The sequence below is a fragment of the Paenibacillus sp. An7 genome (assembly GCF_009870785.1).
Classification (GTDB): domain Bacteria; phylum Bacillota; class Bacilli; order Paenibacillales; family Paenibacillaceae; genus Paenibacillus.
Genome location: NZ_WTWX01000008.1, coordinates 146,601 through 168,692 on the forward strand (window position 1 = coordinate 146,601; position 22,092 = coordinate 168,692).

General features: G+C 43.6%; 21 protein-coding genes, 1 pseudogene and 1 other annotated feature. Of the genes and pseudogenes, 19 read left to right on the forward strand and 3 right to left on the reverse strand.

Annotated features, from left to right (window positions below; genetic code table 11):
• Positions 1–47 precede the first annotated feature (47 nt).
• Entirely contained in the window at positions 48–1,121 is a 1,074-nt protein-coding gene (locus tag GQY27_RS11910; protein WP_160034597.1) for a M42 family metallopeptidase, read from the reverse strand.
• Between the two features lie 481 nt (positions 1,122–1,602).
• Between GQY27_RS11910 and spoVAC the strand changes: the two genes are divergently transcribed.
• The 14 genes from spoVAC (at position 1,603) to GQY27_RS11980 (ending at position 13,733) form a co-directional block, all read left to right on the forward strand.
• Positions 1,603–2,118, forward strand: coding sequence for a stage V sporulation protein AC (spoVAC, locus tag GQY27_RS11915; RefSeq protein ID WP_160034598.1), 516 nt, complete (start codon positions 1,603–1,605; stop codon positions 2,116–2,118).
• Positions 2,115–3,137: a stage V sporulation protein AD gene (gene spoVAD / locus GQY27_RS11920; protein ID WP_160034599.1), complete on the forward strand. Its 1,023-nt coding sequence runs from the start codon at positions 2,115–2,117 to the stop codon at positions 3,135–3,137. Before spoVAC ends, spoVAD begins: the two co-directional genes overlap by 4 nt.
• On the forward strand, positions 3,138–3,488 hold the full coding sequence (spoVAE, locus tag GQY27_RS11925; protein WP_160034600.1) for a stage V sporulation protein AE: 351 nt from the start codon (positions 3,138–3,140) through the stop codon (positions 3,486–3,488).
• 326 nt (positions 3,489–3,814) lie between these two features.
• Positions 3,815–4,771 (forward strand): AAA family ATPase, encoded by a 957-nt coding sequence (locus GQY27_RS11930; protein WP_160034601.1) that lies wholly within the window; start codon positions 3,815–3,817, stop codon positions 4,769–4,771.
• A gap of 6 nt (positions 4,772–4,777) precedes the next feature.
• A complete protein-coding gene (locus GQY27_RS11935) occupies positions 4,778–6,025 on the forward strand; it encodes a DUF58 domain-containing protein (protein WP_236570570.1) in 1,248 nt (415 codons plus the stop codon).
• The gene (locus tag GQY27_RS11940; protein WP_160034602.1) at positions 6,022–8,241 is read left to right on the forward strand and encodes a DUF4129 domain-containing transglutaminase family protein; all 2,220 of its coding nucleotides are present in this window, start codon (positions 6,022–6,024) and stop codon (positions 8,239–8,241) included. The genes GQY27_RS11935 and GQY27_RS11940 overlap by 4 nt, the downstream gene beginning before the upstream one ends.
• An 80-nt stretch (positions 8,242–8,321) precedes the next feature.
• Entirely contained in the window at positions 8,322–8,849 is a 528-nt protein-coding gene (locus GQY27_RS11945; protein ID WP_160034647.1) for a YqeG family HAD IIIA-type phosphatase, read from the forward strand.
• Positions 8,846–9,970 carry a ribosome biogenesis GTPase YqeH gene (gene yqeH / locus GQY27_RS11950; protein ID WP_160034603.1) on the forward strand — a complete coding sequence of 375 codons (1,125 nt, stop codon included), beginning with the start codon at positions 8,846–8,848 and terminating at the stop codon, positions 9,968–9,970. The genes GQY27_RS11945 and yqeH overlap by 4 nt, the downstream gene beginning before the upstream one ends.
• Positions 9,971–10,012: 42 nt before the next feature.
• Positions 10,013–10,873 carry a shikimate dehydrogenase gene (gene aroE / locus GQY27_RS11955; protein ID WP_160034604.1) on the forward strand — a complete coding sequence of 287 codons (861 nt, stop codon included), beginning with the start codon at positions 10,013–10,015 and terminating at the stop codon, positions 10,871–10,873.
• 100 nt (positions 10,874–10,973) lie between these two features.
• Positions 10,974–11,270, forward strand: coding sequence for a ribosome assembly RNA-binding protein YhbY (gene yhbY / locus GQY27_RS11960; protein WP_160034606.1), 297 nt, complete (start codon positions 10,974–10,976; stop codon positions 11,268–11,270).
• A 39-nt stretch (positions 11,271–11,309) separates the two neighbouring features.
• Complete coding sequence (locus tag GQY27_RS11965; protein WP_160034607.1) at positions 11,310–11,903, forward strand: nicotinate-nucleotide adenylyltransferase; 594 nt, start codon at positions 11,310–11,312, stop codon at positions 11,901–11,903.
• The gene (gene yqeK / locus GQY27_RS11970) at positions 11,884–12,489 is read left to right on the forward strand and encodes a bis(5'-nucleosyl)-tetraphosphatase (symmetrical) YqeK (protein WP_160034609.1); all 606 of its coding nucleotides are present in this window, start codon (positions 11,884–11,886) and stop codon (positions 12,487–12,489) included. The genes GQY27_RS11965 and yqeK overlap by 20 nt, the downstream gene beginning before the upstream one ends.
• A 3-nt stretch (positions 12,490–12,492) precedes the next feature.
• Positions 12,493–12,840 carry a ribosome silencing factor gene (gene rsfS / locus GQY27_RS11975; RefSeq protein ID WP_160034611.1) on the forward strand — a complete coding sequence of 116 codons (348 nt, stop codon included), beginning with the start codon at positions 12,493–12,495 and terminating at the stop codon, positions 12,838–12,840.
• Positions 12,837–13,733 carry a CvfB family protein gene (locus GQY27_RS11980; RefSeq protein WP_160034613.1) on the forward strand — a complete coding sequence of 299 codons (897 nt, stop codon included), beginning with the start codon at positions 12,837–12,839 and terminating at the stop codon, positions 13,731–13,733. The genes rsfS and GQY27_RS11980 overlap by 4 nt, the downstream gene beginning before the upstream one ends.
• Before the next feature lie 86 nt (positions 13,734–13,819).
• Here GQY27_RS11980 and GQY27_RS11985 read toward each other — a convergent pair whose 3' ends face one another.
• Positions 13,820–13,981, reverse strand: coding sequence for a hypothetical protein (locus GQY27_RS11985; RefSeq protein ID WP_160034615.1), 162 nt, complete (start codon positions 13,979–13,981; stop codon positions 13,820–13,822).
• Positions 13,982–14,326: 345 nt separating this feature from the next.
• On the opposite strand from GQY27_RS11985, the gene GQY27_RS11990 reads away from it, so the two are divergent.
• The 3 genes from GQY27_RS11990 to leuS all read left to right on the forward strand — a co-directional run bounded on the left by GQY27_RS11990 (position 14,327) and on the right by leuS (position 19,891).
• Entirely contained in the window at positions 14,327–15,100 is a 774-nt protein-coding gene (locus tag GQY27_RS11990) for a class I SAM-dependent DNA methyltransferase (RefSeq protein ID WP_160034617.1), read from the forward strand.
• A 145-nt stretch (positions 15,101–15,245) separates the two neighbouring features.
• Positions 15,246–16,940, forward strand: a complete 1,695-nt coding sequence (locus tag GQY27_RS11995) for a M3 family oligoendopeptidase (protein WP_160034619.1) — start codon at positions 15,246–15,248, stop codon at positions 16,938–16,940.
• 156 nt (positions 16,941–17,096) lie between these two features.
• Positions 17,097–17,335: a binding site (T-box leader), on the forward strand.
• 117 nt (positions 17,336–17,452) lie between these two features.
• Positions 17,453–19,891, forward strand: a complete 2,439-nt coding sequence (leuS, locus tag GQY27_RS12000) for a leucine--tRNA ligase (protein WP_160034621.1) — start codon at positions 17,453–17,455, stop codon at positions 19,889–19,891.
• On the opposite strand, the pseudogene comER reads toward leuS, so the two are convergent.
• Positions 19,872–20,735: pseudogene (comER, locus tag GQY27_RS12005) on the reverse strand (late competence protein ComER); the annotation flags it as partial. The gene leuS and the pseudogene comER sit on opposite strands and share 20 nt — an antisense overlap.
• A gap of 117 nt (positions 20,736–20,852) precedes the next feature.
• Here comER and GQY27_RS12010 point away from each other — a divergent pair.
• Positions 20,853–21,425, forward strand: a complete 573-nt coding sequence (locus GQY27_RS12010) for a ComEA family DNA-binding protein (protein WP_236570571.1) — start codon at positions 20,853–20,855, stop codon at positions 21,423–21,425.
• Positions 21,426–21,502: 77 nt separating this feature from the next.
• Positions 21,503–22,021 (forward strand): deoxycytidylate deaminase, encoded by a 519-nt coding sequence (locus GQY27_RS12015; RefSeq protein ID WP_160034624.1) that lies wholly within the window; start codon positions 21,503–21,505, stop codon positions 22,019–22,021.
• The last annotated feature ends 71 nt before the right edge of the window (positions 22,022–22,092 follow it).

Here is a 22,092-nt window from a genome sequence, read left to right on the forward strand (position 1 = left end):
AGCTTTGTGCTTAATAGGACACCTTTTTTGTTGCTTATACAGACAGATTAGGAATTCTCAATTATGGTATTCATCGTCGTACGATCAAGACCACGAACGAGCTTGATAATCAGCTCTTTGGCTGCATCATAATCATCGGTGTGAATAATCGAAGAGGATGTATGGATATATCTCGCACAGATTCCAATTACCGTAGATGGAACACCGATGCCGCTCAAATGAACTTGCCCTGCATCGGTACCGCCTGGAGAAATAAAATATTGATATTTAATTTTATTCGTTTCAGCAGTATCCTGCACGTACTCAACCATACCGCGATGGGTAAGCATACCCGGATCGAGAATCCGTAGAAGCGCACCTTTACCGATGTGACCAAATTGACTCTTATCTCCTGTCATATCATTTGCTGCACTGCAATCGAGTGCAAAGAAGATATCCGGCTGAATAAGATTGGCTGCTGTGCGTGCTCCGCGTAGCCCAAGTTCTTCCTGAACGGTTGCACCGGAATACAAAATATTTGGGAGCTTTTCTTTATGTAATGCTTCCAGCAGTTCTATGGAGAGGCCGACTCCGTAACGATTATCCCACGCTTTTGCCATGATTTTTTTCTCGTTCTTAAGAGGTGTGAACTCACAAATAGGCACGATCTGCATACCGGGTTTAATTCCCCAGGATTCTGCTTCCGCACGGTTATCTGCACCGATATCTAAATACATGGTACTCAGCTCAACAGGCTTGCTGCGCTGCGCTTCAGACAACAAATGAGTAGGAGTGGAGCCGACAACGCCTGTAATCGGGCCATCCGGTGTAATGATCTGCAGCCTTTGTGATAATACAGCTTGGCTCCACCATCCGCCGATTGGACGGAAAGTAACCATACCTGTCTCGGTAATACCCGAAGTCATAAATCCTACTTCATCAAAATGTCCAGCGACCATAACTTTCGGTCCTTCTTCATTCCCGCGTAATACACCAAATAAGCTGCCAAGACGGTCTTGAACGAACTCATTAGTATACTGCGACATTAAACTTTTCGTATAGGCACGAAGTTCTCTTTCAAAACCAGGTGCTGAAGGGAACTCGGTTAGCGTTTTAAATAGTTCTTTTGTTTTTTGTTCCATCATCATCTCTCCTGTCATCTATTATTTATGTACCAATGTTCAATTCCTCTATTATGAACTTGGAAATCCTGATTGTCCATGTTGCAATCTCCCCCTGTTTGGGTCCTTAGGATGATACTTCATAACTTAGATTCGGTGTTGCACACAAGACAACTGCCTAGTGCATAGACTAATAATGAATGCAAAAGTTCATCGAAAGACTGCCAAATTGATGAAGGGAGCGGACGAGATATGGATCCTCACGTAAGAAAAGGATTAATTATGCTCGGCGTTTTAATTATTTTAACTATTTTTGTTCTTTTCTATAAATGACACATAAATTCTCGGGAGAGCGGCGATATGACAATTAGCTTTAATACCCCCTTTATTATCCATCCAAAAGGATGATTTACCAAACATAAGATTGGTGAGTGTAACCCATAATGAACATATCTCAGGCACGACGAAAGTGTGAGAGAAATTACTTAGGGTTATAAGGGGGGTGTCAGCTATTTCGGATCAAAAGAAATCTCCGGAAACAAGCACGAAATCTTCTTCGCTTTCGATCGATACGAAGGAATACAAAAAGATTGCATCAAAGCATGAGCCTTCAAGGCCTGTTTTGAAAAACTGTATTCGTGCATTTCTTGTTGGAGGGACCATTTGCCTGATTGGACAATGTATCCAGCAGGCTTTTATGACCGGATTTGATATGACACAGAAGGATGCTGCTAGCCCTACGGTTGCAGTTCTTATTTTGACATCTGTCATTTTGACTTGTTTTGGAGTATACGATAAATTGGCGCAATTTGCGGGTGCAGGTTCTGCTGTGCCGGTTACCGGTTTTGCCAATTCCATGTGTTCAGCTGCACTTGAACATCGGTCCGAGGGACTGGTTTTAGGTGTGGGTGCAAACATGTTTAAGCTGGCCGGATCGGTTATCGTCTTCGGTGTGGTCGCTGCCTTTATTATCGGAGTTATTTACGCTTGTCTCGGGTTTGGAGGGTACCATCTATGAAGCGAGTTGGAAAGCAGAGCTGGGAATTTGAGAACAAACCCAAAATTATTGGAGCCTCTAGTGTAGTAGGTCCAGAAGAAGGCGAAGGTCCTTTAAAAGACTACTTTGATTATATTTACGATAATTTGGAACTTGGCGAGAAGACATGGGAGAAAGCAGAAAGAAGGCTTTTCCAACACGCAGCTCAAATGGCTATTGCGAATGCCGGTATTTCAAAAAATGATCTACAGTTTTTTGTTGGCGGCGATTTAATGAACCAAATTATCAGCAGCTCCTTTTCAGCAAGGCAACTAGGGGTTCCATACTTAGGATTATTCGGGGCATGTTCTACATCAATGGAGAGTTTAGCTCTTGCAGCGCTTATTGTTGACTCTGGCGGGGGAGATAAGGTCCTTGCTGGTACTTCAAGCCATAACTGTACAGTGGAAAAACAGTTTCGTTTTCCGACAGAGTACGGGGCTCAAAAACCGCCAACCGCGCAAAATACGGTAACAGGCTCTGGGTGCGCAGTTGTCAGCAGTACGGGCAAAGGTCCAATTGTTGCACGGGCAACAATCGGACGAGTTATGGATCTCGGGATTAAGGATCCCTATAATATGGGTGCAGCAATGGCCCCTTCAGCCGCAGATACCATGATTGCTCATTTTCGTGATACAGGACTCGAACCAGGCTACTATGATCTCATAGTTACCGGTGATCTTGCTTCGGTGGGACTTCCTATTGCTAAGGATTTGCTTCAAAAGGAAGGAATTCAAATGGAGCAAACTGTATTTAATGATTGCGGGCTAATGATTTACGACCTAAAAAAACAAACGTATGTTTTTGCCGGAGGCAGTGGATGCGGATGTTCCGCGGCGGTAACTTATGGACATATATTAAAACGAATGGAGCGAGGGGAGCTTAATAAGGTATTAGTTGTAGCGACAGGCGCCCTATTATCCCCTTTATCATACCAACAAGGCGAAACCATCCCTTGTATTGCACATGCAGTCGCGATCGAGAGAGAGGAGGCTAACTAAATGCAGTTTCTATGGGCTTTTTTGGTAGGCGGAGCGATCTGTGTCATCGGTCAATTGATGTTTGACGTACTTAAACTAACTCCAGCACATACAATGAGTACACTGGTTGTTGCTGGCGCAGTCGCTGATGCTTTTGGTATATATGATCCTCTTGTAAAATTTGCGGGTGCAGGCGCATCTGTGCCCATCACGAGTTTTGGGAACTCTCTTGTTCATGGCGCCCTGATTGAACTTGAAAAAGACGGCTGGCTGGGTGTAATTACAGGGATATTCAACGTAACAAGTGCTGGTATTTCGTCAGCGATTATCTTTTCTTTCCTCGCAGCTTTGTTTGTCAGACCGAAAGGGTAAATTGTATCAAACATTTATAGTAAAGAAACCTTGTGAGAATATAAACGGTACCCTACAGAATAGACACATTGAAAAAAGTCTATCCTGTGGGGTACTTTTTTATAATGGAGTTGTCACTCTATCTTTTTTTCATTTAATAGAGTTCCAGCTTGCTTGCACTACCCGATGTAAGTTACACTATCCACACTTCCCTATTTTTGTATGAAATGGTCAATAAGGATTCATTCTTATATCTCATTTAATCCTAGTTATAAATTGTACTTTCCGCACTAATTTCATGTACAATATAAGGAAAAACTACTGCCTATTAGGAGGTAATACAATAAATGCCTGTGACTAAGGAATCAGTACATACTATATCCAGAGTCAAATCGAATCTCGAATCTACTATATTAGGCAAAACATTTGAAATAAAGTTGCTTCTAACGGCTTTATTAGCCGGAGGACATGTGCTTATAGAGGACGTTCCTGGAACGGGAAAAACACAAATGATTAAAGCGCTCGCTCGTTCAATGAAGGGAGAGTACCGCCGAATTCAGTGCAATCCTGATATCTTGCCAAGTGACATTACAGGGGTCTCCGTATTTCATCCTCGAGATGAACGTTTTTACTTTAGACCTGGTCCTGTGATGACGAATATCCTTCTTGCAGATGAAATCAACCGGGCGACCACCAAATCTCAGTCAGCTTTGCTTGAAGTCATGGAAGAACGCAGTGTAACCGTAGATGGGGATACATATGATCTTCCTAAACCATTTATGCTTTGTGCCACCCAGAACCCAATTGATTTTGAAGGAACCTATACACTTCCAGAAGCACAGCTTGATCGATTTATGCTGAAGTTTAGCCTCGGTTATCCGGACGCAGAGACGGAGAAGTATTTATTAAAACAACATCAGCTAGGGCAACCGGCAGACAATCTTGCTCCGGTTACTACAATGGAAGAAATCGCATCCATTCAAGATGAAATTCGCAGTGTATTTATGGAGGAAGCGGTTACTGATTATTTACTTGGGATTGTCCGTAGAACAAGGGAACATCCGGCAGCACTGCTTGGTGCGAGCCCGCGCGCTGCAATCTCTTTTATGAACGCAGTGAAAAGCTACGCCTTTTTGCATGAAAGAGATTACGTCATTCCTGATGATGTGAAGGTTCTAGCTCCTTATGTGATCTCGCACCGGATCGTACTGAAACCAGAAGCTAGGCTTGATCATATCAGTCAGGAAACCGTTCTTGCACAGGTGCTTCGAAACGAAAAAGTTCCTGTCTCGATGGAGCGCTGATACTACATGCTGAGACCGGCGCGGTTTAGGCCGTTGCAATTTATGAAATCCAGACTATGGGTGGTGCTGCTGGTATGGATGACATGTCTGTTTTATGTTTTGTTTCAAGGCGGCAAAACATCGATTATGCTTTTTGGTATGGTCAGCTTACTGAGCGTTTATTTAGTGCTTGGCAAGTTTAACGGGACTGGCCGAACGAAGGGTGAACGAAAATTAACTTCGGGTAATGAACATGCGGATCTGCTTCATGCAGGCGATCAAGTTCAAGTACGGCTGGATTTACAGATTCCCGGCATACTTCCATTGCCATATGTTGTGATTAGAGAAGTATTAAAACGTCATAATGGAGAATCTTGGTCATTTGAGGAAAGTCTGATTCCGAATATGCGGGGAAACGGTACGCTTATTTTTCAAACCCCGCCGCTTGAACGCGGAAAATATGATTTTACAGATACAGAATGTGTGAGTGAAGATATTTTCGGACTGATCGAGCATAAAGGGAAATTTCAAGCCCAAGGTTCATTCAGAGTACTGCCGAGAACCATTTTTATCCCATACTGGCAGCTGTATGATCGAAATTCCAAGTTATCGGGTCCGCAGACAGCAATGATGAAATCTCGCCGAGAGACAACACAAATTAATGGGGTTCGTGATTACGTGTATGGAGACCGGTTATCTCGGATTCACTGGAATGCTACAGCAAAAACAGGGCAGTGGAAATCGAAGGAATTTGAACATGAGTCTGTGCCGAAAACGATGATTGTCTTAGATTCACGAACACTCGGCTATAAAAATTCAGAACATTATGAACTTGCCATTTCAACAGCAGCCTCACTTCTCGAATACGGCAGCCGAGAGAGGATGGGCATGGGTCTATGTACCCTTAGCGAGAAATCTACTTGTTTTCAGCCGACCGATAGCTTAAATGAACGTTATAAAATGATGCACCATCTAGTCGATCTGGATTCCAGTGGAACTGGAAATTTACTCTCGGGCGTGCAGGAATCGATTCGTTTCTTCCCGCAAGGTGCATTTTTTGTGCTCATTTCGGCCGAGCATAATTCAGAGATTATGGAAACATTGCGTTTTGCAGGTTCGAGGGGCATGACAGCTTGTCATATTCAAATCATCAGCAAATCTGAACCAAAGTCAGAAAGCGAATGGATCTCATTGCTTCGTACTCGAGGAATAAAAGGGTATAGGGTGTCTGATTTGCAAGAGCTGCCCTCAGTTCTAGGAGGAGGGAATGCATGAGGATCTTTTCTAGCAGAAAAAAACGTTCTTGGTATGACGCATTCGCATTATTATGGATTGTCATCATTGGGATGCAGTGGGTCTTTTACACAGAGCCTATTTGGTTCCAGCAGACGACCACACTTGTTGCCGTCACATTAATCAGTGTAGCGATCTGTGAGATGATTCTTCCTTTTCGTACAAGTATTCGAATGTTTCTGAAATTCATCCTTATCGGATTTATTTTATATTATGTATTATCTTTTTACGGTATTTTTATACCAAATGGCACCTTACCTGAGAACCTTATTGCCTTTGTTGCCAGCCTGAATCCATATGTTTGGTTTGCAATTTGTACGTGGGTGATGATGGAGTGTATCATCCGGCTGATAACGGATGCAAGAAAAGTACTGATGTTTCTTGGTTTGAACATTGTTGCGCTAGGTATTCTAGATTCTTTCACGCCTGCTGTCTTATGGAAAGAAGTAGCTTGGACTGCATTTGCAGGAATGGCTTGGCTTGTATGTCTACATCTTCGGTCATTCCAGATCAAATATCCTCTAGGTTGGAAAAGATTACGACGTAATCCTTTTAAAATTGTTGCCAACGTGATTATTATCTTTTCTTTGATTATCGTTGTCGGTGTTAATATGCCGATTATACCTCCGATCTTAACCGATCCATACACGGCATGGGTTAAGAATAGAGGAGATAGTACACAAGCAAATTTTTCTGCCAATGGGGAGAATGGAAGCTTCACTAACTCTGAATCTGGATATAGCAGAGAAGACAATCAGCTCGGCGGTGGCTTTAATTATGACTATTCTCCTGTAATGACAATATATACGTCAGAACGGAGTTACTGGCGTGGTGAAACACGGGATGAGTATTCCGGTACAGGTTGGCAGGATCCTTCTTATTCTCGTAGATCGTTTGATGATGCGGATCTCGGAAGTAAACTTCATAACGACGGTGCTGCGGCTCGGGGAAATACGAAGCAAGTAACTCAATCCGTTACAATGCTTAATGATAAGGTGTATCCTGTTCTTTTTGGCGCGTATGCGATTAATGAAGTGGTCTCAGTTGATGGAGAGAGCGAAGCAAGTACGCTATTATGGAAAAGTGAACAAGCTGAGCTTCACTGGGATGGGAGCCGTGACACACCTTTTCCTAGAACCTATACGATTCAGTCCGAAGTGCCGCTAATTCCAGTGGACACAATTAAAGCTAAAACATACGAAGAACTGTACGGAACAGATAAGATGAATTCGGATTACTTACAGATTCCTAATCGTTTCCCTAAACGAGTTACCGAGCTTGCAAAAGAAATTACAGCAACTTCAGAATATCCGTATGAAAAGGTCAGTTTACTGCAAAACTATCTAACAACCAATTTCAGTTACACAAACAATCCCGATCTATCGTTAAAACAAAGCAATGACTTTGTCGATGGATTTCTGTTTGAAATAAAAGAAGGATATTGTGATTATTTCTCCACTTCACTTGTCATGATGGCACGTTCCTTAGATATTCCGGCAAGATGGGTAAAAGGTTATGCTCCTGGTCAGGCTGATTTTGCTGAGGATGCTGCGTTCTCACAGTATAATGGTGAGATGTCTTCTATGTCATACGTGGTAACAAATGCCGATGCTCACTCTTGGGCTGAAGTGTATTTTGGAGAGGAATACGGCTGGATTCCGGTGGAAGCGACTCCGGGGTTCAATATGCCGCTCCTTACGAGTACAGAAGATGCAGATCCAGAGGAAACACCTGAGGAAGAAGATGAGGTTCAGCCAGAAGAAACAAAAGAACCGATTACAGATGAAAAGGATGCTGCTTTTACCGTAAGTCCGATTATTGGATGGTCTGCTGTATCTATACTCATCCTATGGGCAGGATATATTATATGGCGCAATCGATATAATCTGCATTTCTATGTGCTTAGATTAAGAATAGGTAAGCCGCTGACACCGGATCAAAAAGTCGTCGTAGAAACAGAGCGGTGGATTCGTACGGTTCGGCGTAAAGGGCTGCGCCGAGAGCAGCACGAAACGCTTCGAGAATCGGTTACAAGATGGCAACAAGAAGTTCCTGGAGTCGCAGCTGAGCTCTCTGAACTGCTAAGACAATTTGAAATGGCAAGGTATAGCCCGGATCATGTGCAGGTGAATGCTTGGCAAGAGGTACAAGACATAGCTGGACAAATGAAGAAAAGGCTGAAATCGGCACGGGTGTAAGCTTTCCCCGTGTCCGTTTGCCTTTTTACTAACTGTACAGATTATGTTATAGTTTGTCGTATGAAATTGAGGTGAACATGTTGTTTAAAAGGCTAATACCAAAACTCCAGGTGGAAACCGTGTTTGATATTGATTTGGAAGCATTATATGAACGCGGATATCGCGGGATTATTACCGATCTTGATAACACACTTGTGGGAGCCAAGGCACCTGAAGCAACCCCGGAACTCATCGCTTGGTTCGAGAAGGTGAGAGATGCTGGGTTTAAACTGGTCATTGTTTCCAACAACAAGTTGACTCGGGTGTCTACTTTTGCTACTCCCTTACAGATTGAGTATGTACATGAGGCACGTAAACCCTCGAACACCCCGTTTCGCAAAGCAATGAAAATGATGGACTTAACAGAAGAGCAGACGATTGTAGTCGGAGATCAGATGCTTACGGATGTGTTTGGAGGAAACAGACTAGGACTCTTTACCGTTCTGGTGCTGCCCATTGCAATTGCAGACGAAGGGATTATGACGAAGTTTAACAGACGGATCGAACGTATTGCGTTATCTCGTCTACGCAGGAAAGGCCTATGGCTTGAGGAGGAAAAGAAAAAATGAATCATATGCATGACGGCACAAAAGGAAGATGCAGCGGATGCGGTATTCTACTGCAGACAGAACAACCTGAGCTGCCGGGATATACACCCATTAAAGCGCTGGATCGCGATCCTGTCATTTGCCAGCGTTGTTTTCGTATTAAAAATTATAGCGAGGCTTCTTCCGTTACGGTGGATCAGGATGAATTCTTGGCACTGCTCAGTAAAATCGGAGATAAAGACGCACTCGTTATTCATATCGTCGATTTATTCGATTTCGAAGGCAGCATGATTTCAGCTCTGCAGCGTTTTGTCGGGAACAACCCGGTATTGCTTGCAGTAAACAAAACAGACTTGCTTCCTAAAGTAACGAATTGGAACAAGGTTCGTAACTGGGTTCAGATGCAAGCCAAAGCGCAAGGACTGAAAACAGTAGATATCGTGCTATGCAGTGCGAAACAGAATCAAGGTTTTGATCGGCTTCTTGAATCCGTTAATGAACATCGCGGAGATCGTGATGTATACGTTGTTGGTGCGACGAATGTTGGGAAATCCACACTTATTAACCGATTGATCCGTGATTACAGTGACTTAGATCAAGAGCTTACAACTTCTAGATATCCAGGTACTACGCTTGATATGGTCCATATTCCACTTGATGATGGAGCATCCATCATTGATACACCAGGAATCGTATATCCATGGCGTTACAGCGAGATTGTATCGCGCAAAGACTTATCTGCAATTATGCCGGATAAGCCGCTGAAACCAGCTGTCTATCAGCTGAACAGCGGACAAACTCTGTTCTTTGGGGGACTTGCACGATTTGATTTTATCGAAGGAGAACGTCAGTCGTTCACTTGTTACATCAACAATGCAATTAAGATCCACCGGACCAAACTGGAGCGTGCAGATGAACTTTATAAAGATCATGCTGGCGAATTATTATCCCCTCCATCTCGCGAGGATATGGAAGATCTTCCAGAGTGGACACGTCATGATTTCCGCATTAAAAAAGGAAGTCGTAATGATGTCTTTATTTCCGGACTTGGCTGGATTAAAGTGAACGGACAGGAAGGAGCTCTCGTTGCAGTACATGCACCGCGCGGAGTTCGTGTTATGATTCGTCCTTCCTTAATCTGATTTTGCTCTATCTGAACATGGGAGTTCATAGGGGGAGACAGGATGTCAAACAAAATACAAGAACTTAAGCCTAGTGGATATACGCTTCTTGGAGTCATGGGTGACCCGATTGCACACAGTAAGTCTCCCGCTATGCATCAAGCAGCACTTTATGAAACAGGGCTCAATGGGGATTACGTCCCCTTGCATGTGAAACCGGAGGGCCTTGAAGCAGCTGTTAGAGGAATAAAGTCAATGGGATTTCGCGGTGTAAACGTGACAATCCCCCATAAAGTAGAGATCATGTCTTATATGGATGAGCTCGATGACAGTGCGAAGCTCACGGGCGCAGTCAATACCGTCGTTCATGAAGAAGGCAGGCTAATCGGATATAATACGGATGGATCCGGTTATGTGAGGTCGTTAAAAGAAGAAGCCATCTCTTCGCTAGAGGGAAAACATATTGTCGTGATTGGTGCTGGCGGTGCTGCCCGGGGGATTGTGTATGCGCTGCTTCTGGAAAGCCCGGCATCGGTCACCATCCTTAATCGAACCATTGAACGTGCTGAGAAGATGGCTGCTGATTTCAAAGTGATGGGACAAGTTCAAGGACTACCTATTTCGGAGGCATATCAAGCACTTTTACATGCGGATATTATCATTAATACGACTTCGGTAGGGATGCATCCACATCTGCATGAAACTCCGATTGAACAAGACGCTTTGCCAGAAGGGATTGTCGTAAGCGATCTAATATATAATCCACTGGAGACAAAGCTGCTTTCTATAGCAAAAGAAAAGAAATGTATCATTCACGGTGGCTTTGGTATGTTTATATACCAAGGAGCGATCGCTTTTGAACATTGGTTTGGTATTCCTGCCCCTGTTCACGCCATGAGAAAAGCAGTACTAGAAAGTTTTTAATTATCTTAGTCTGTATTCCTCATATTCTGTCATGCGAATGGACAAACATAAGAGGAATGCAGATTCCAACAGAAAATGCATATTATAAGGGGTTAATACAATGTTAACGGGTAAACAAAAAAGATTTTTACGTGCACAGGCACATCACTTGGATCCTGTGTTCCAAATTGGTAAAGGCGGTACGAATGAACATCTATTCCGTCACATTGAAGAAGCAATTGAAAAACGTGAACTTATGAAAGTTTCCATCTTAAGCAATAATCTGGATGATAAAAAAGAAGTAGCAGCTGAACTGGCAGAGCGTACAGGCAGCGAACTTGTTCAAATTCTGGGAAACACGATTACTCTATATAAAGAGTCTCGCGATAATAAGCAGATTGAATTGCCGCGAAACTAAACAAACAATAGATTATGTGATGTAAAAGGAGTAGGCCGTATGAAGGTAGGTATCATGGGCGGTACGTTCGACCCTATTCATATGGGGCATTTGCTTGCGGCAGAGACGGTGAAGGATGCTTATAAGCTTGATGAGGTGTGGTTTATGCCTTCTCACATTCCACCGCATAAACATGCAGCAGGAGCAACAGGCGAGCAAAGGCTGGATATGACCAAACTTGCGACGGAAGATTATCTAGATTATTCAACGCTTGATATTGAAGTCGTTCGCGGGGGAGTATCCTATACCATTGATACGATCCAGCTCTTGCATAAAGAATATCCAAATACCACTTTTTATTTTATCATTGGTGCAGATATGGTGAATTACTTGCCGAAGTGGGAGCGGATTGAAGAGCTTGTCCAGCAGATAACCTTTATCGGTGTAGGCAGGCCTGGATTTGATCTGCATTTGGATGATCTTCCGGAATTTCTGCAAAGCCGCGTGCTACTTGCAGAGATGCCGCAAGTTGATATTTCATCAACAGCGATTAGAAGACGTTTAGCAAGCGGCAATTCGGTGCGGTTCATGGTACCTGACTCGGTCCTTACGTATATTACAAGGAGCGGATTATATGAGTCTAAATCGAGATGAATTAATAAAAGCCGTCTCCGATCAAATGCCACCTCAGCGCTGGAAACATACAGAAGGTGTCATGCAAACAGCGGTAGTGCTTGCTGAACGATTCGGAGCAGATCCGGTCAAAGCGGATCTTGCTGCTATTTTGCATGATGTAGCGAAGTACTGGCCTGTCAAAGAGATGGAAAAGATCATTCGGGAGAATAACTTGAATCAAGATCTTCTTCTTCATGATAAACAGTTGTGGCATTCAGAAGTCGGTGCTTTTGTAGCGGAACAGGAGTATAAAGTGACAGATCCTGAAGTTCTAAGTGCAATTAAATGGCATACTTCCGGACGTGTAGGTATGAGTCTTCTCGATAAAGTGGTATGTCTTGCAGATTATATGGAGCCGGGACGAGACTTCCCTGGAGTGGACCGGATCCGTGAACTTGCAGAGCATAGCCTCGAAGAAGCTCTTCTAGCTGGATTTGATGGTACCATTACTCACCTTGTTTCTCAGAGAAAGATTATCTATCCTTTAACGATTTTTACTCGTAATGATTTAATTGAGCAAATAAAGCGAATGGATAAACCCAATACACTTAAAATCGGAGGTTGATTCATGAGTATCTCATCGAAAGAATTACTTCAGATTGCAGTAGAGGCAGCAGACGATAAAAAAGCGATGAACATTGTAGCCCTTGATCTTAAAGGGGTTTCACTTGTTGCTGATTATTTTGTTATTTGTCACGGGAATTCAGATACACAGGTACAAGCCATCGCTACAGAAATCCGTAAACGGGTGCAAGAATCCGGAGTTCAGATAAAAGGACTAGAAGGAATGAATTCTGCACGTTGGGTACTGATGGATCTTGGTGATGTGGTGGTGCACGTGTTCCACCGCGATGAGCGGGAATATTATAATATTGAAAGACTTTGGTCAGATGCTAAAGTGGTGAATAAAGTATGAGTTTTGTAGCAGGAACGGTAGTTACACTCCCGGTATCAAGGGAAGTGTCCCCGTATGGGTATTTTTTATCAACAGGCAGTGAAGATGTATTATTGCATTATTCGGAGCTGACGCGAGACATTAAAGTTGGAGAAGAAGTGGAAGTTTTTCTTTTCTTCGATACCGATGATCGCCCAGCAGCAACAATGAAGAAACCTTATCTTACCTTGGGTGAAATGGCGAAGCTCGAAGTAGCAGACGTCCACCCAAGACTGGGTTGCTTTCTAGAAATGGGACTTGGACGTCAGCTGTTGCTGCCGATTCGCGAGCTTCCCGAAATGAGAGAACTTCATCCGCAAGTTGGAGATGAGGTCTTTGTTATTATGGAGCATGACCGGCAGGGACGTCTGCGTGCAAAACTTGCAGGAGAAAGAGAACTTGATCCTTTCACGTTCCATGCACCGACGACTTGGATGAATGAGTGGGTAGAAGCGACGGTGTATAAACCGCTGCAGATGGGTACTTTTGTGCTTGTAGACGGCGGGGTATTAGGCTTTGGCGCGATTGGGATGATTCACTCTTCCGAGCGAACTCGTATGCTTAGACTTGGAGAGAAAGTAAGCGTTCGTGTAACCCTTGTTCGTGAGGATGGAAGAGTGAATCTTTCTATGACTCAACGTAAGGAAATCGGACGTAACGAAGACGCTGAACGTATCCTTGAATTTATTAAGGAGCGACCAAACGGAGCAATGCCTTATTCTGACCAGACACCGCCGGATATTATTAAAAACAAATTCGGAATCAGTAAGTCTGCTTTCAAGCGTGCCATGGGCAAGCTTATGAAAGACGGCCTGGTGACTCAGGATGAAAACTGGACGTATCTTGTAAAAAAAGAAGAAGCGTCTGAAGAATAAGCAAGTAATCTTATGTTGTAATTGGAGTGACGAGCCCTTTAAGGGCTCTTTGCTTTTCATGAAGGATGTTTTATCTTTGAAGAAGTTCATGATTGGAGAGAAGCGAAGTGTAGTGTCCAATCATGCTGGGTGTTGTCTTTAAAGAAGTTCATGATTGGAGAGAAGCGAAGCGTAGCGTCTAAATCATGATAGGTTTGTCTTTGAAGAAGTTCATGATTAGAGAGAAGCGAAGCGTAGTGTCCAATCATGCTGGTTTTTTCCTTTGACTCACAAGTTCCTGCCAGTAAAGCTGCAGGAACTCACCCCAGTTGCCCCTCTAAACTTAGGGGCAACCATATTTTTGAAAACAAAGTGGAAGTAAGTAGGAAGCGGAAGTGGATGGAATGGTTCTGTAGAAGCGAAGCGGGCGCCTTTGTTATCGGATTTCCCCCTCGGCTGGTTTTATACAACCCAAGAAATCCGAAAACAACAGCGCTCGTAAGAACCATCCATCCACTGGAGCCTCATAAGCAGGAATCGCGCGAACAGCAGAATCCTGCCCACACTTTCACTTTATTTTCAACATTATTTTTGACATTAAGGTGGTGTTTCCTATGTCCTATCGCAAATTTGCTTACGTATATGATGAACTGATGGAAGACATGCCTTACCCTGAATGGATTCGATTCGCTAGAATTGCTTGGGAGAAGCATGGAATACCTAAAAGTGTTGTAGAACTCGGCTGTGGTACCGGTTCTCTGACCATTCCTTTAGTTAAATCAGGATTTGAAGTAACGGGGATTGATCTTTCTGCTGATATGCTGTCCGTAGCACGGCAAAAGCTAGAAGAAACTCCGCAGGGTAACCGTTTCTTTCGTGAAGGAACGATCCGCTGGATTCACCAGGATATGCGAAACTGGGAACTGCCGGAACCCGTGGATACCGTTATTTCTTTTTGTGACAGTATTAATTATTTGCTAAAAGAAGAAGATATTATCCGCACGTTCCAAAAAACGTATCAAGGTCTCAAGTCAGGCGGTACGTTCCTATTTGATGTACATCACCCTAGCACTTTTATTCGTTATGAGGAAGAGCAGCCTTTTGTATTGGATGAAAAATCAATCTCCTATATTTGGACTTGTGATTTAGACCGTGCTAGTTATGAGATTGAACATCATTTAAGCATTTTTACGCGTGCAGAGGGCAGCGGACCTGATGTATATCACCGCTTTGAAGAAGTTCATAATCAGAGAGCATATGATCCGGAATGGATGAAAGGGCAGCTGTTTAAAGCAGGTTTTCATGATGTGAATATATATGCCGATTTTGAGTGGGAACCGGCGAATGAGAATTCATCGCGTTTATTTTTTGTAGCCGTTAAAAAGTAGCTTATATAGCATCCTTTCTATGATTTATTGAGAAGGATGCTTTTTTTTAACCATAATTCAATTATAGAAGAACTACACATAGAACCAAGAAACCATTTGGGATATAATGGATAGAAATTGAGAATAGAGAGCAGGTGCTTAGTAAGTGAAATTTAGTGAATATGCATATGAACGGCCGGATGTGGCACGTTTTGAACAAGAGTTTAACGGGCTGCTCGCCACATTCCGTGAAGCAAAAAATGCAGATGAACAGGAAGCTGCTATGGCGGCCATCAACAAACTGCGCGGGGCTTTATCCACACAGGAAACGCTGGTTTCGATTCGCCATTCCGTAGATACCAATGACGAATTTTATAAGGCGGAGCAAGATTTTTTCGATGAAACATCGCCTATGTTCCAGAAATATACGACTGAATTTTACGAGGCGCTTGTGAGTTCTCCGTTTAGAGCTGAGCTGGAGAAAAAATGGGGTAAACAGTTATTTCAGATTGCAGAGCTTACCATCAAAACATTTAGTCCGGACATTATTGGTGACTTGCAACAAGAGAATAAACTGACGACAGAATACTCGAAGCTGATTGCTTCGGCTAAGATTTTTTTTGAAGGAGAAGAACGTACCTTATCGCAGCTTGCTCCTTTCATGCGGTCTACAGATCGAAATATGCGTAAACGTGCGGAAGAAGCACGGACTGCTTTTTTGAGTGAACATGAAGAAGCACTTGACCGGATTTACGATGAACTGGTGAAGGTAAGAACCAAGATGGCGAAGAAACTTGGATTTCCGAGCTTTGTGGAGATGGGTTATGCCAGAATGAATCGAACGGACTATGACGCTGATATGGTGTCGAGCTTCCGTAAACAAGTGCTGGAGGAGATTGTTCCGGTGGCTACGAAGCTGAAAGAGCGTCAACGCGAGCGTGTCGGGGTAGATGAGCTGTATTATTACGACGAGAATATCGTGTTCCCATCAGGAAATGCAGCGCCCAAAGGAAATCCGGAATGGATCGTACAGAATGGCAAAAAAATGTACGACGAACTAGCCCCGGAAATGAGCGAGTTTTTCAATTACATGCTGGATCACGAGCTGATGGATCTAGTCAGTAAGAAAGGGAAAGAAAGCGGCGGGTACTGTACATTTATTTATGACTACAAGTCTCCTTTTATTTTCTCCAATTTCAATGGGACTTCGGATGATATTGATGTTCTCACGCATGAGGCAGGTCATGCATTCCAGGTATACCAAAGCCGGAATTTTGAAGTGCCTGAATATTTATTTCCTACATATGAAGCGGCTGAAATTCATTCCATGAGTATGGAGTTCTTTACTTGGCCGTGGATGAATCTATTCTTTGAAAATGAAGTGGAAAAGTATAAATTCGATCACTTGTCGAGTGCTCTTCTATTTATTCCTTATGGTGTTTCCGTGGATGAGTTCCAGCATTATGTCTATAGTAATCCAGAAGCAACTCCCGCACAGCGCAAACAAGCTTGGCGTAAGATCGAGCGTAAATATCTGCCTCATCGTAATTACGAGAGCAATCTCTACTTTGAGCAAGGCGGATTCTGGCAAAAACAAGCTCACATTTACAGATCTCCATTCTATTATATTGATTACACACTGGCTCAAATCTGTGCGTTCCAGTTCTGGAAGCAGTCCAGAGAGGATTATCAAGCAGCTTGGACGAATTATTTGCACTTGTGCAAATTAGGAGGAAGTTTATCCTTTACCAAACTGGTGGAAGAGGCAGGTCTTATTTCACCTTTCAAAGACGGGTGTGTAACTTCTGTAATTACGAGTATTGAAGATTATCTTAATTCTATAGACGACAAAGCTCTATAAAATAAGAGATCAGCAGAATCACTTTCTATTGGCCCTGCACTGTTTAGTCTTCAGCTAAATATATTCTTAGTTTAATTAAAACGGGGACCAGGGGTTTACAGAGTTATTTGACTTTATCTGTTGCAGTCTTGTATAATGATTGCGATTAAACTTAACATGTTTTCGATGAAGAGGAGTAGTAATAGAACCAATGCATAACAGAGAGCCAGCGGGTGGTGCAAGCTGGTTGCCATGGTTGTATGAACTCGCCTTGGAGATATGAGGTCAGGCTATATTTTATAGGGGAAGCCTCATCGGTTCACCGCCGTTACAGGGTGCTTAAGGGAGTGGACAGCGAAGCACGTATGTCCGCTAACTAGGGTGGTACCACGGGAATCTAACCTCTCGTCCCTAGCGATGATACGCTATGGGATGCGGAGGTTTTTTTGTTGGTCCGTGATACGTTTTGGCATGGTATGACGTTCAAGGCGTAATCCGGTTCTAACGTTTTCATATGACGAGGAGGATGGACATTGAGTCAGAAAGAACTGCCGAAGCACGGCTATCAACCGCAATCCATTGAGCCGAAATGGCAACAATATTGGGATGCTAACAAAACATTTAAAACAGGGGAAGAGGCAGATAAACCAAAGTTCTATGCCCTTGATATGTTCCCTTATCCTTCCGGAGCGGGTCTCCATGTAGGACATCCAGAAGGATATACAGCGACTGATATCGTATCTCGCTACAAAAGAATGCGCGGATATAATGTTCTGCATCCGATGGGTTGGGATGCTTTCGGTCTTCCGGCAGAACAGCATGCAATCGATACAGGAGAACATCCGCGTGATATAACGGTGAAGAATGTAAATAACTTCCGCCGTCAGATTAAATCACTTGGATTTTCATATGATTGGGATCGTGAGATCAGCACGACAGATCCTGACTACTATAAGTGGACACAGTGGATCTTTATCCAGCTATATAAACGTGGTCTTGCTTATGTATCTGAAGTTCCGGTGAACTGGTGTGAAGAGCTTGGAACGGTTCTTGCAAACGAAGAAGTAATCGATGGGAAAAGTGAGCGTGGAGGCTTCCCTGTCGTACGTAAACCAATGCGTCAATGGGTACTGAAAATTACCGAATATGCAGACCGTCTTCTTGATGATCTGGATGAACTGGACTGGGCAGAAAGCATTAAAGATATGCAGCGCAACTGGATTGGACGCTCCAAAGGTGCGGAAGTGACGTTTGAGCTGGAAGGACATGAAGAACAGCTGAAAGTATTTACGACACGTCCAGACACTTTGTTTGGCGCAACTTATGCCGTTCTTGCTCCTGAACACGAATTGGTGGAGAAGATTACGAAACCAGAGCAGCAGGCTGCGGTAAAAGCATATCAAGATCAAGCGGCACGTAAGAGTGACCTTGAGCGTACGGATCTTGCAAAAGAAAAAACAGGTGTGTTTACTGGCGCATATGCAATTAATCCGATCAGCGGTGCGAAATTGCCGGTATGGATTGCCGATTATGTTCTTGCTGGTTATGGAACAGGTGCGATTATGGCAGTGCCTGCACATGATTCACGTGACTGGGAATTTGCAAAACAATTCGGTCTTGAAATCATTGAAGTGGTATCGGGTGGAGATGTGGAAAAAGAAGCCTACACAGGTGATGGCCCACACGTAAACTCCGGTATGCTGGATGGACTTGAGAATGAAGAAGCTATTGCCAAAGCAATCGCCTGGCTTGAGGAGAACGGAAAAGGCGAAGGAAAAGTAACGTACAGACTTCGTGACTGGCTCTTCAGCCGTCAGCGTTATTGGGGTGAACCTATTCCAATTCTGCATCTGGAAGATGGTACGATGAAAACAGTACCTGAAAGTGAACTTCCGCTTGTGCTTCCAGAGATGGATGAGATTAAGCCGTCCGGTACAGGGGAATCTCCACTTGCCAATGCAACAGACTGGGTAAACACAATCGATCCAGAAACAGGAATGAAGGCGCGCCGTGAGACCAATACCATGCCGCAATGGGCTGGAAGCTGCTGGTATTACCTGCGCTTTATTGATCCACACAATGATAAGGAACTGGTATCCAAAGAAAAACAACGCGAATGGCTTCCAGTTGACTTGTACATTGGCGGAGCAGAACATGCGGTACTTCACTTGCTCTATGCACGTTTCTGGCATAAAGTTCTGTATGATCTAGGCATCGTAGATACAAAAGAACCATTCCATAAACTCGTAAACCAAGGAATGATTCTTGGAACGAACAATGAGAAAATGAGTAAGTCCCGCGGCAACGTAATCAATCCAGATGAGATTGTGGAAAAATACGGTGCAGATACGCTGCGGATTTACGAAATGTTCATGGGGCCGCTTGAGGCAACCAAACCTTGGAACGAGAATGGTGTAGAAGGAGCTTATCGTTTCCTAGCACGTGTGTGGCGTTTGTTTATTAATGAAGATGGCACACTTAATGAGAAAATCGGCGATGGCGGAGATGACGATTTCAAACGCACATGGCATAAAACAATTAAGAAAGTTACCGATGATCTCGAGCATCTACGCTTTAATACAGCGATCAGTCAGCTGATGATCTTCACTAATGATGCGTACAAAGCAGACCGCCTGCCACGCGAAGCAATGGAGAACTTTGTACAGATGCTTGCTCCTCTTGCTCCGCATATCGCAGAAGAGTTGTGGTCGCGTCTTGGTCATGAAGAGAGCATCAGCTATGTATCCTGGCCGCAGTATGATGAGGCACTAACCGTTGATGCAGAAATAGAAATCGTTATTCAAATTAACGGTAAAATCGTACAGCGCGCAAGCGTTGCAGCTGATCTTGATGCAAAAGGACTTGAAGCGTTCAGCTTAGAGATTCCTGCAATCAAGGAAGCATTAGAAGGCAAAACCATCCGTAAGGTGATTGCAGTACCAGGTAAACTGGTTAATATTGTTGCCGGTTAATCTCACCTGCACCAAATTCAGCATCTAGCGCTTCCAGGTCTTTTTCGTACTTCGCGTGCGTGACCTGAATGAGCTGATCAAATACACCCGCAAGGCTTGAATCAAGCAGGTTCAAGGCTTTGGCGGTTATACCGCCGGGTACGGCAACACGTTCTTGGAGCTGTGACGGAGTCACAGCTCCTTCTGCTAGTAATTTACCTGTGCCAAGCAGCATTTCACTTGCAAGACGAGTAGCTTCATCTGAAGTGATTCCCGTCTTGCGAACGGCTGCTTCCACCCATTGTTCTATAAAAAAGGCAACAAAGGCAGGACCACAGCTGCTAAAATCAGAGCTGATTCGGGTAAAGGTTTCTTCTACGCGTATCGGTCTGCTAATGTAGCTGAATAGCATCTCAACCCGTTTTTTGTCTTCATCATTCAATCGATTTCCATGAATACATAAGGAAGCGCCGCTGCCGGTTAAGTGAGTAATACTCGGAATAATTTTTGTGATTTTACATGGTAAGACGGATTCCAAGTGTCTAATTTGAACAGGACTCGTAATTGAGATCATGATCTGATCAGGAGTTACGACGGGTTTAATATATTCGATGACTTCTTTAAATTCATGCGGTTTGATACAAAGAAATACAATGTTGCTTTTTTCAACGGTTTCACGATTTGTTTCGGCTGGATACAGACCTGGATGCAGAGAAGCTAGGTTTACGACTTTTTCACGGGTTCGATTACTTGCAGTAATTTGATACGCGTCAAGTGCTCCGGAAGCAAGGAAGGTGTTAATGAGTAAACTTCCCATGCTGCCGGTTCCTATAAATCCGACCTTCAACATCTTGAGGTTCCCCCTTTCTTGCTTTACGGTACTGGCGCGGGTACGTTCTTCTTAATGTATGCATCTAGACTTGGACGACATGACGATAAGTTTTACCTAGGTATGATAATCGTTTGGGAGGTTTTGAATACGGTGAAGAAAGCGACAGTGCTGTTAACGATTGGGGCTTTTCTTGGGAGTGGTTTCATCTTGTTCGGAGGAAAGAGTGACCCGGCTCCTGCGGAATGGACTGCTATTAATGACAGGGCAGCTATATCGGTGAGTGATACGGCAGCAGAGACGCAGCAGGAGCAGAGCTCAGCAGATTCGGATAAGAATACTTTACCGGAAATACAGCCGGCAGTTCCTACTGTAGAGAAAGAGAAAGAGAAAGTAGAAATTGATAAGACAGGACCTACTGAAGTTGCTGCAAAACCATTGCTAGAGGAAATGGTAAAGCCAGCGGAAACTACTTCTATAGAAGAACAAGGTACTCAGAGTCAGAGCGCTCCATCTTCAGCCAATACAGATGGCAGAATAACCGTAAATACAGCATCACGTGAAGAATTGATGGATTTACCTGGTATTGGAGAGAAGAAAGCACAAGCAATTATTGATTATCGTACAGAACATGGCTCCTTTACCAAACCGAGTGACCTGACAAAGGTCAAGGGGATCGGGATAAAGATGCTTGAGAAAATGTCACCCTATGTCGTGATAGATTAGAGTATTATTTTATCGAGACTTTCTGAATGCTTACATTGCAAACATTTAAACTTATAGGTAAGGAGAAGTGGAGAAGGATGAATACGGGGGTAAGAAAAGACTGGGATACGTACTTCATGGATATTGCTTATATGGTATCTACTCGTTCCCGGTGTTCGCGCAGACATGTAGGTGCAGTTCTCGTTCAGGGCAAGAAGCTGCTTGGAACCGCATATAATGGAGCGCCTATGGGAGTGCCGGACTGTCTGGAAGCAGGATGTATGATTTCGGAAGAGTACGAGTTAATCGTTAAAGACGGAAAAGAAGAAATGATCAAGAAACAGCGCTGTGTGCGTACGATTCATGCAGAGCAAAATTTGCTGCTGTTTACTGATCGTGCGGACCGGGAAGGATCAAGTGTTTATGTAACAGATGAACCTTGCTGGACTTGTGCTAATATGCTTGCGAACAGTGGAATCGTCGAGATTGTATACCACCGTCCCTATCCGAAAGATACATCGAAAGTGCGTCAAATGATGGAGCAAAAAGGGATTACCTTCCGTTCACTGAGCACCTATGAACCTCCAAAAGAGACTATAATGACTGTGCTTGATTAGTGATAGAAGATCAACAATAGAATACAAGGATCGAAAATAATAAGGAAGAACCTTATGAAGAACAGTGTCAA

Excerpts from the sequence above, each read along its gene's own strand:
- GQY27_RS11910 (WP_160034597.1), bottom strand. The coding sequence starts at position 1,121 with ATGGAACAAAAAACAAAAGAACTATTTAAAACGCTAACCGAGTTCCCT.
- spoVAD (WP_160034599.1), top strand. The coding sequence starts at position 2,115 with ATGAAGCGAGTTGGAAAGCAGAGCTGGGAATTTGAGAACAAACCCAAA.
- spoVAE (WP_160034600.1), top strand. The coding sequence starts at position 3,138 with ATGCAGTTTCTATGGGCTTTTTTGGTAGGCGGAGCGATCTGTGTCATC.
- GQY27_RS11930 (WP_160034601.1), top strand. The coding sequence starts at position 3,815 with ATGCCTGTGACTAAGGAATCAGTACATACTATATCCAGAGTCAAATCG.
- GQY27_RS11935 (WP_236570570.1), top strand. The coding sequence starts at position 4,778 with ATGCTGAGACCGGCGCGGTTTAGGCCGTTGCAATTTATGAAATCCAGA.
- GQY27_RS11940 (WP_160034602.1), top strand. The coding sequence starts at position 6,022 with ATGAGGATCTTTTCTAGCAGAAAAAAACGTTCTTGGTATGACGCATTC.
- yqeH (WP_160034603.1), top strand. The coding sequence starts at position 8,846 with ATGAATCATATGCATGACGGCACAAAAGGAAGATGCAGCGGATGCGGT.
- aroE (WP_160034604.1), top strand. The coding sequence starts at position 10,013 with ATGTCAAACAAAATACAAGAACTTAAGCCTAGTGGATATACGCTTCTT.
- yhbY (WP_160034606.1), top strand. The coding sequence starts at position 10,974 with ATGTTAACGGGTAAACAAAAAAGATTTTTACGTGCACAGGCACATCAC.
- GQY27_RS11965 (WP_160034607.1), top strand. The coding sequence starts at position 11,310 with ATGAAGGTAGGTATCATGGGCGGTACGTTCGACCCTATTCATATGGGG.
- yqeK (WP_160034609.1), top strand. The coding sequence starts at position 11,884 with ATGAGTCTAAATCGAGATGAATTAATAAAAGCCGTCTCCGATCAAATG.
- rsfS (WP_160034611.1), top strand. The coding sequence starts at position 12,493 with ATGAGTATCTCATCGAAAGAATTACTTCAGATTGCAGTAGAGGCAGCA.
- GQY27_RS11980 (WP_160034613.1), top strand. The coding sequence starts at position 12,837 with ATGAGTTTTGTAGCAGGAACGGTAGTTACACTCCCGGTATCAAGGGAA.
- GQY27_RS11985 (WP_160034615.1), bottom strand. The coding sequence starts at position 13,981 with ATGATTGGACACTACGCTTCGCTTCTCTCTAATCATGAACTTCTTCAA.
- GQY27_RS11990 (WP_160034617.1), top strand. The coding sequence starts at position 14,327 with ATGTCCTATCGCAAATTTGCTTACGTATATGATGAACTGATGGAAGAC.
- GQY27_RS12015 (WP_160034624.1), top strand. The coding sequence starts at position 21,503 with ATGAATACGGGGGTAAGAAAAGACTGGGATACGTACTTCATGGATATT.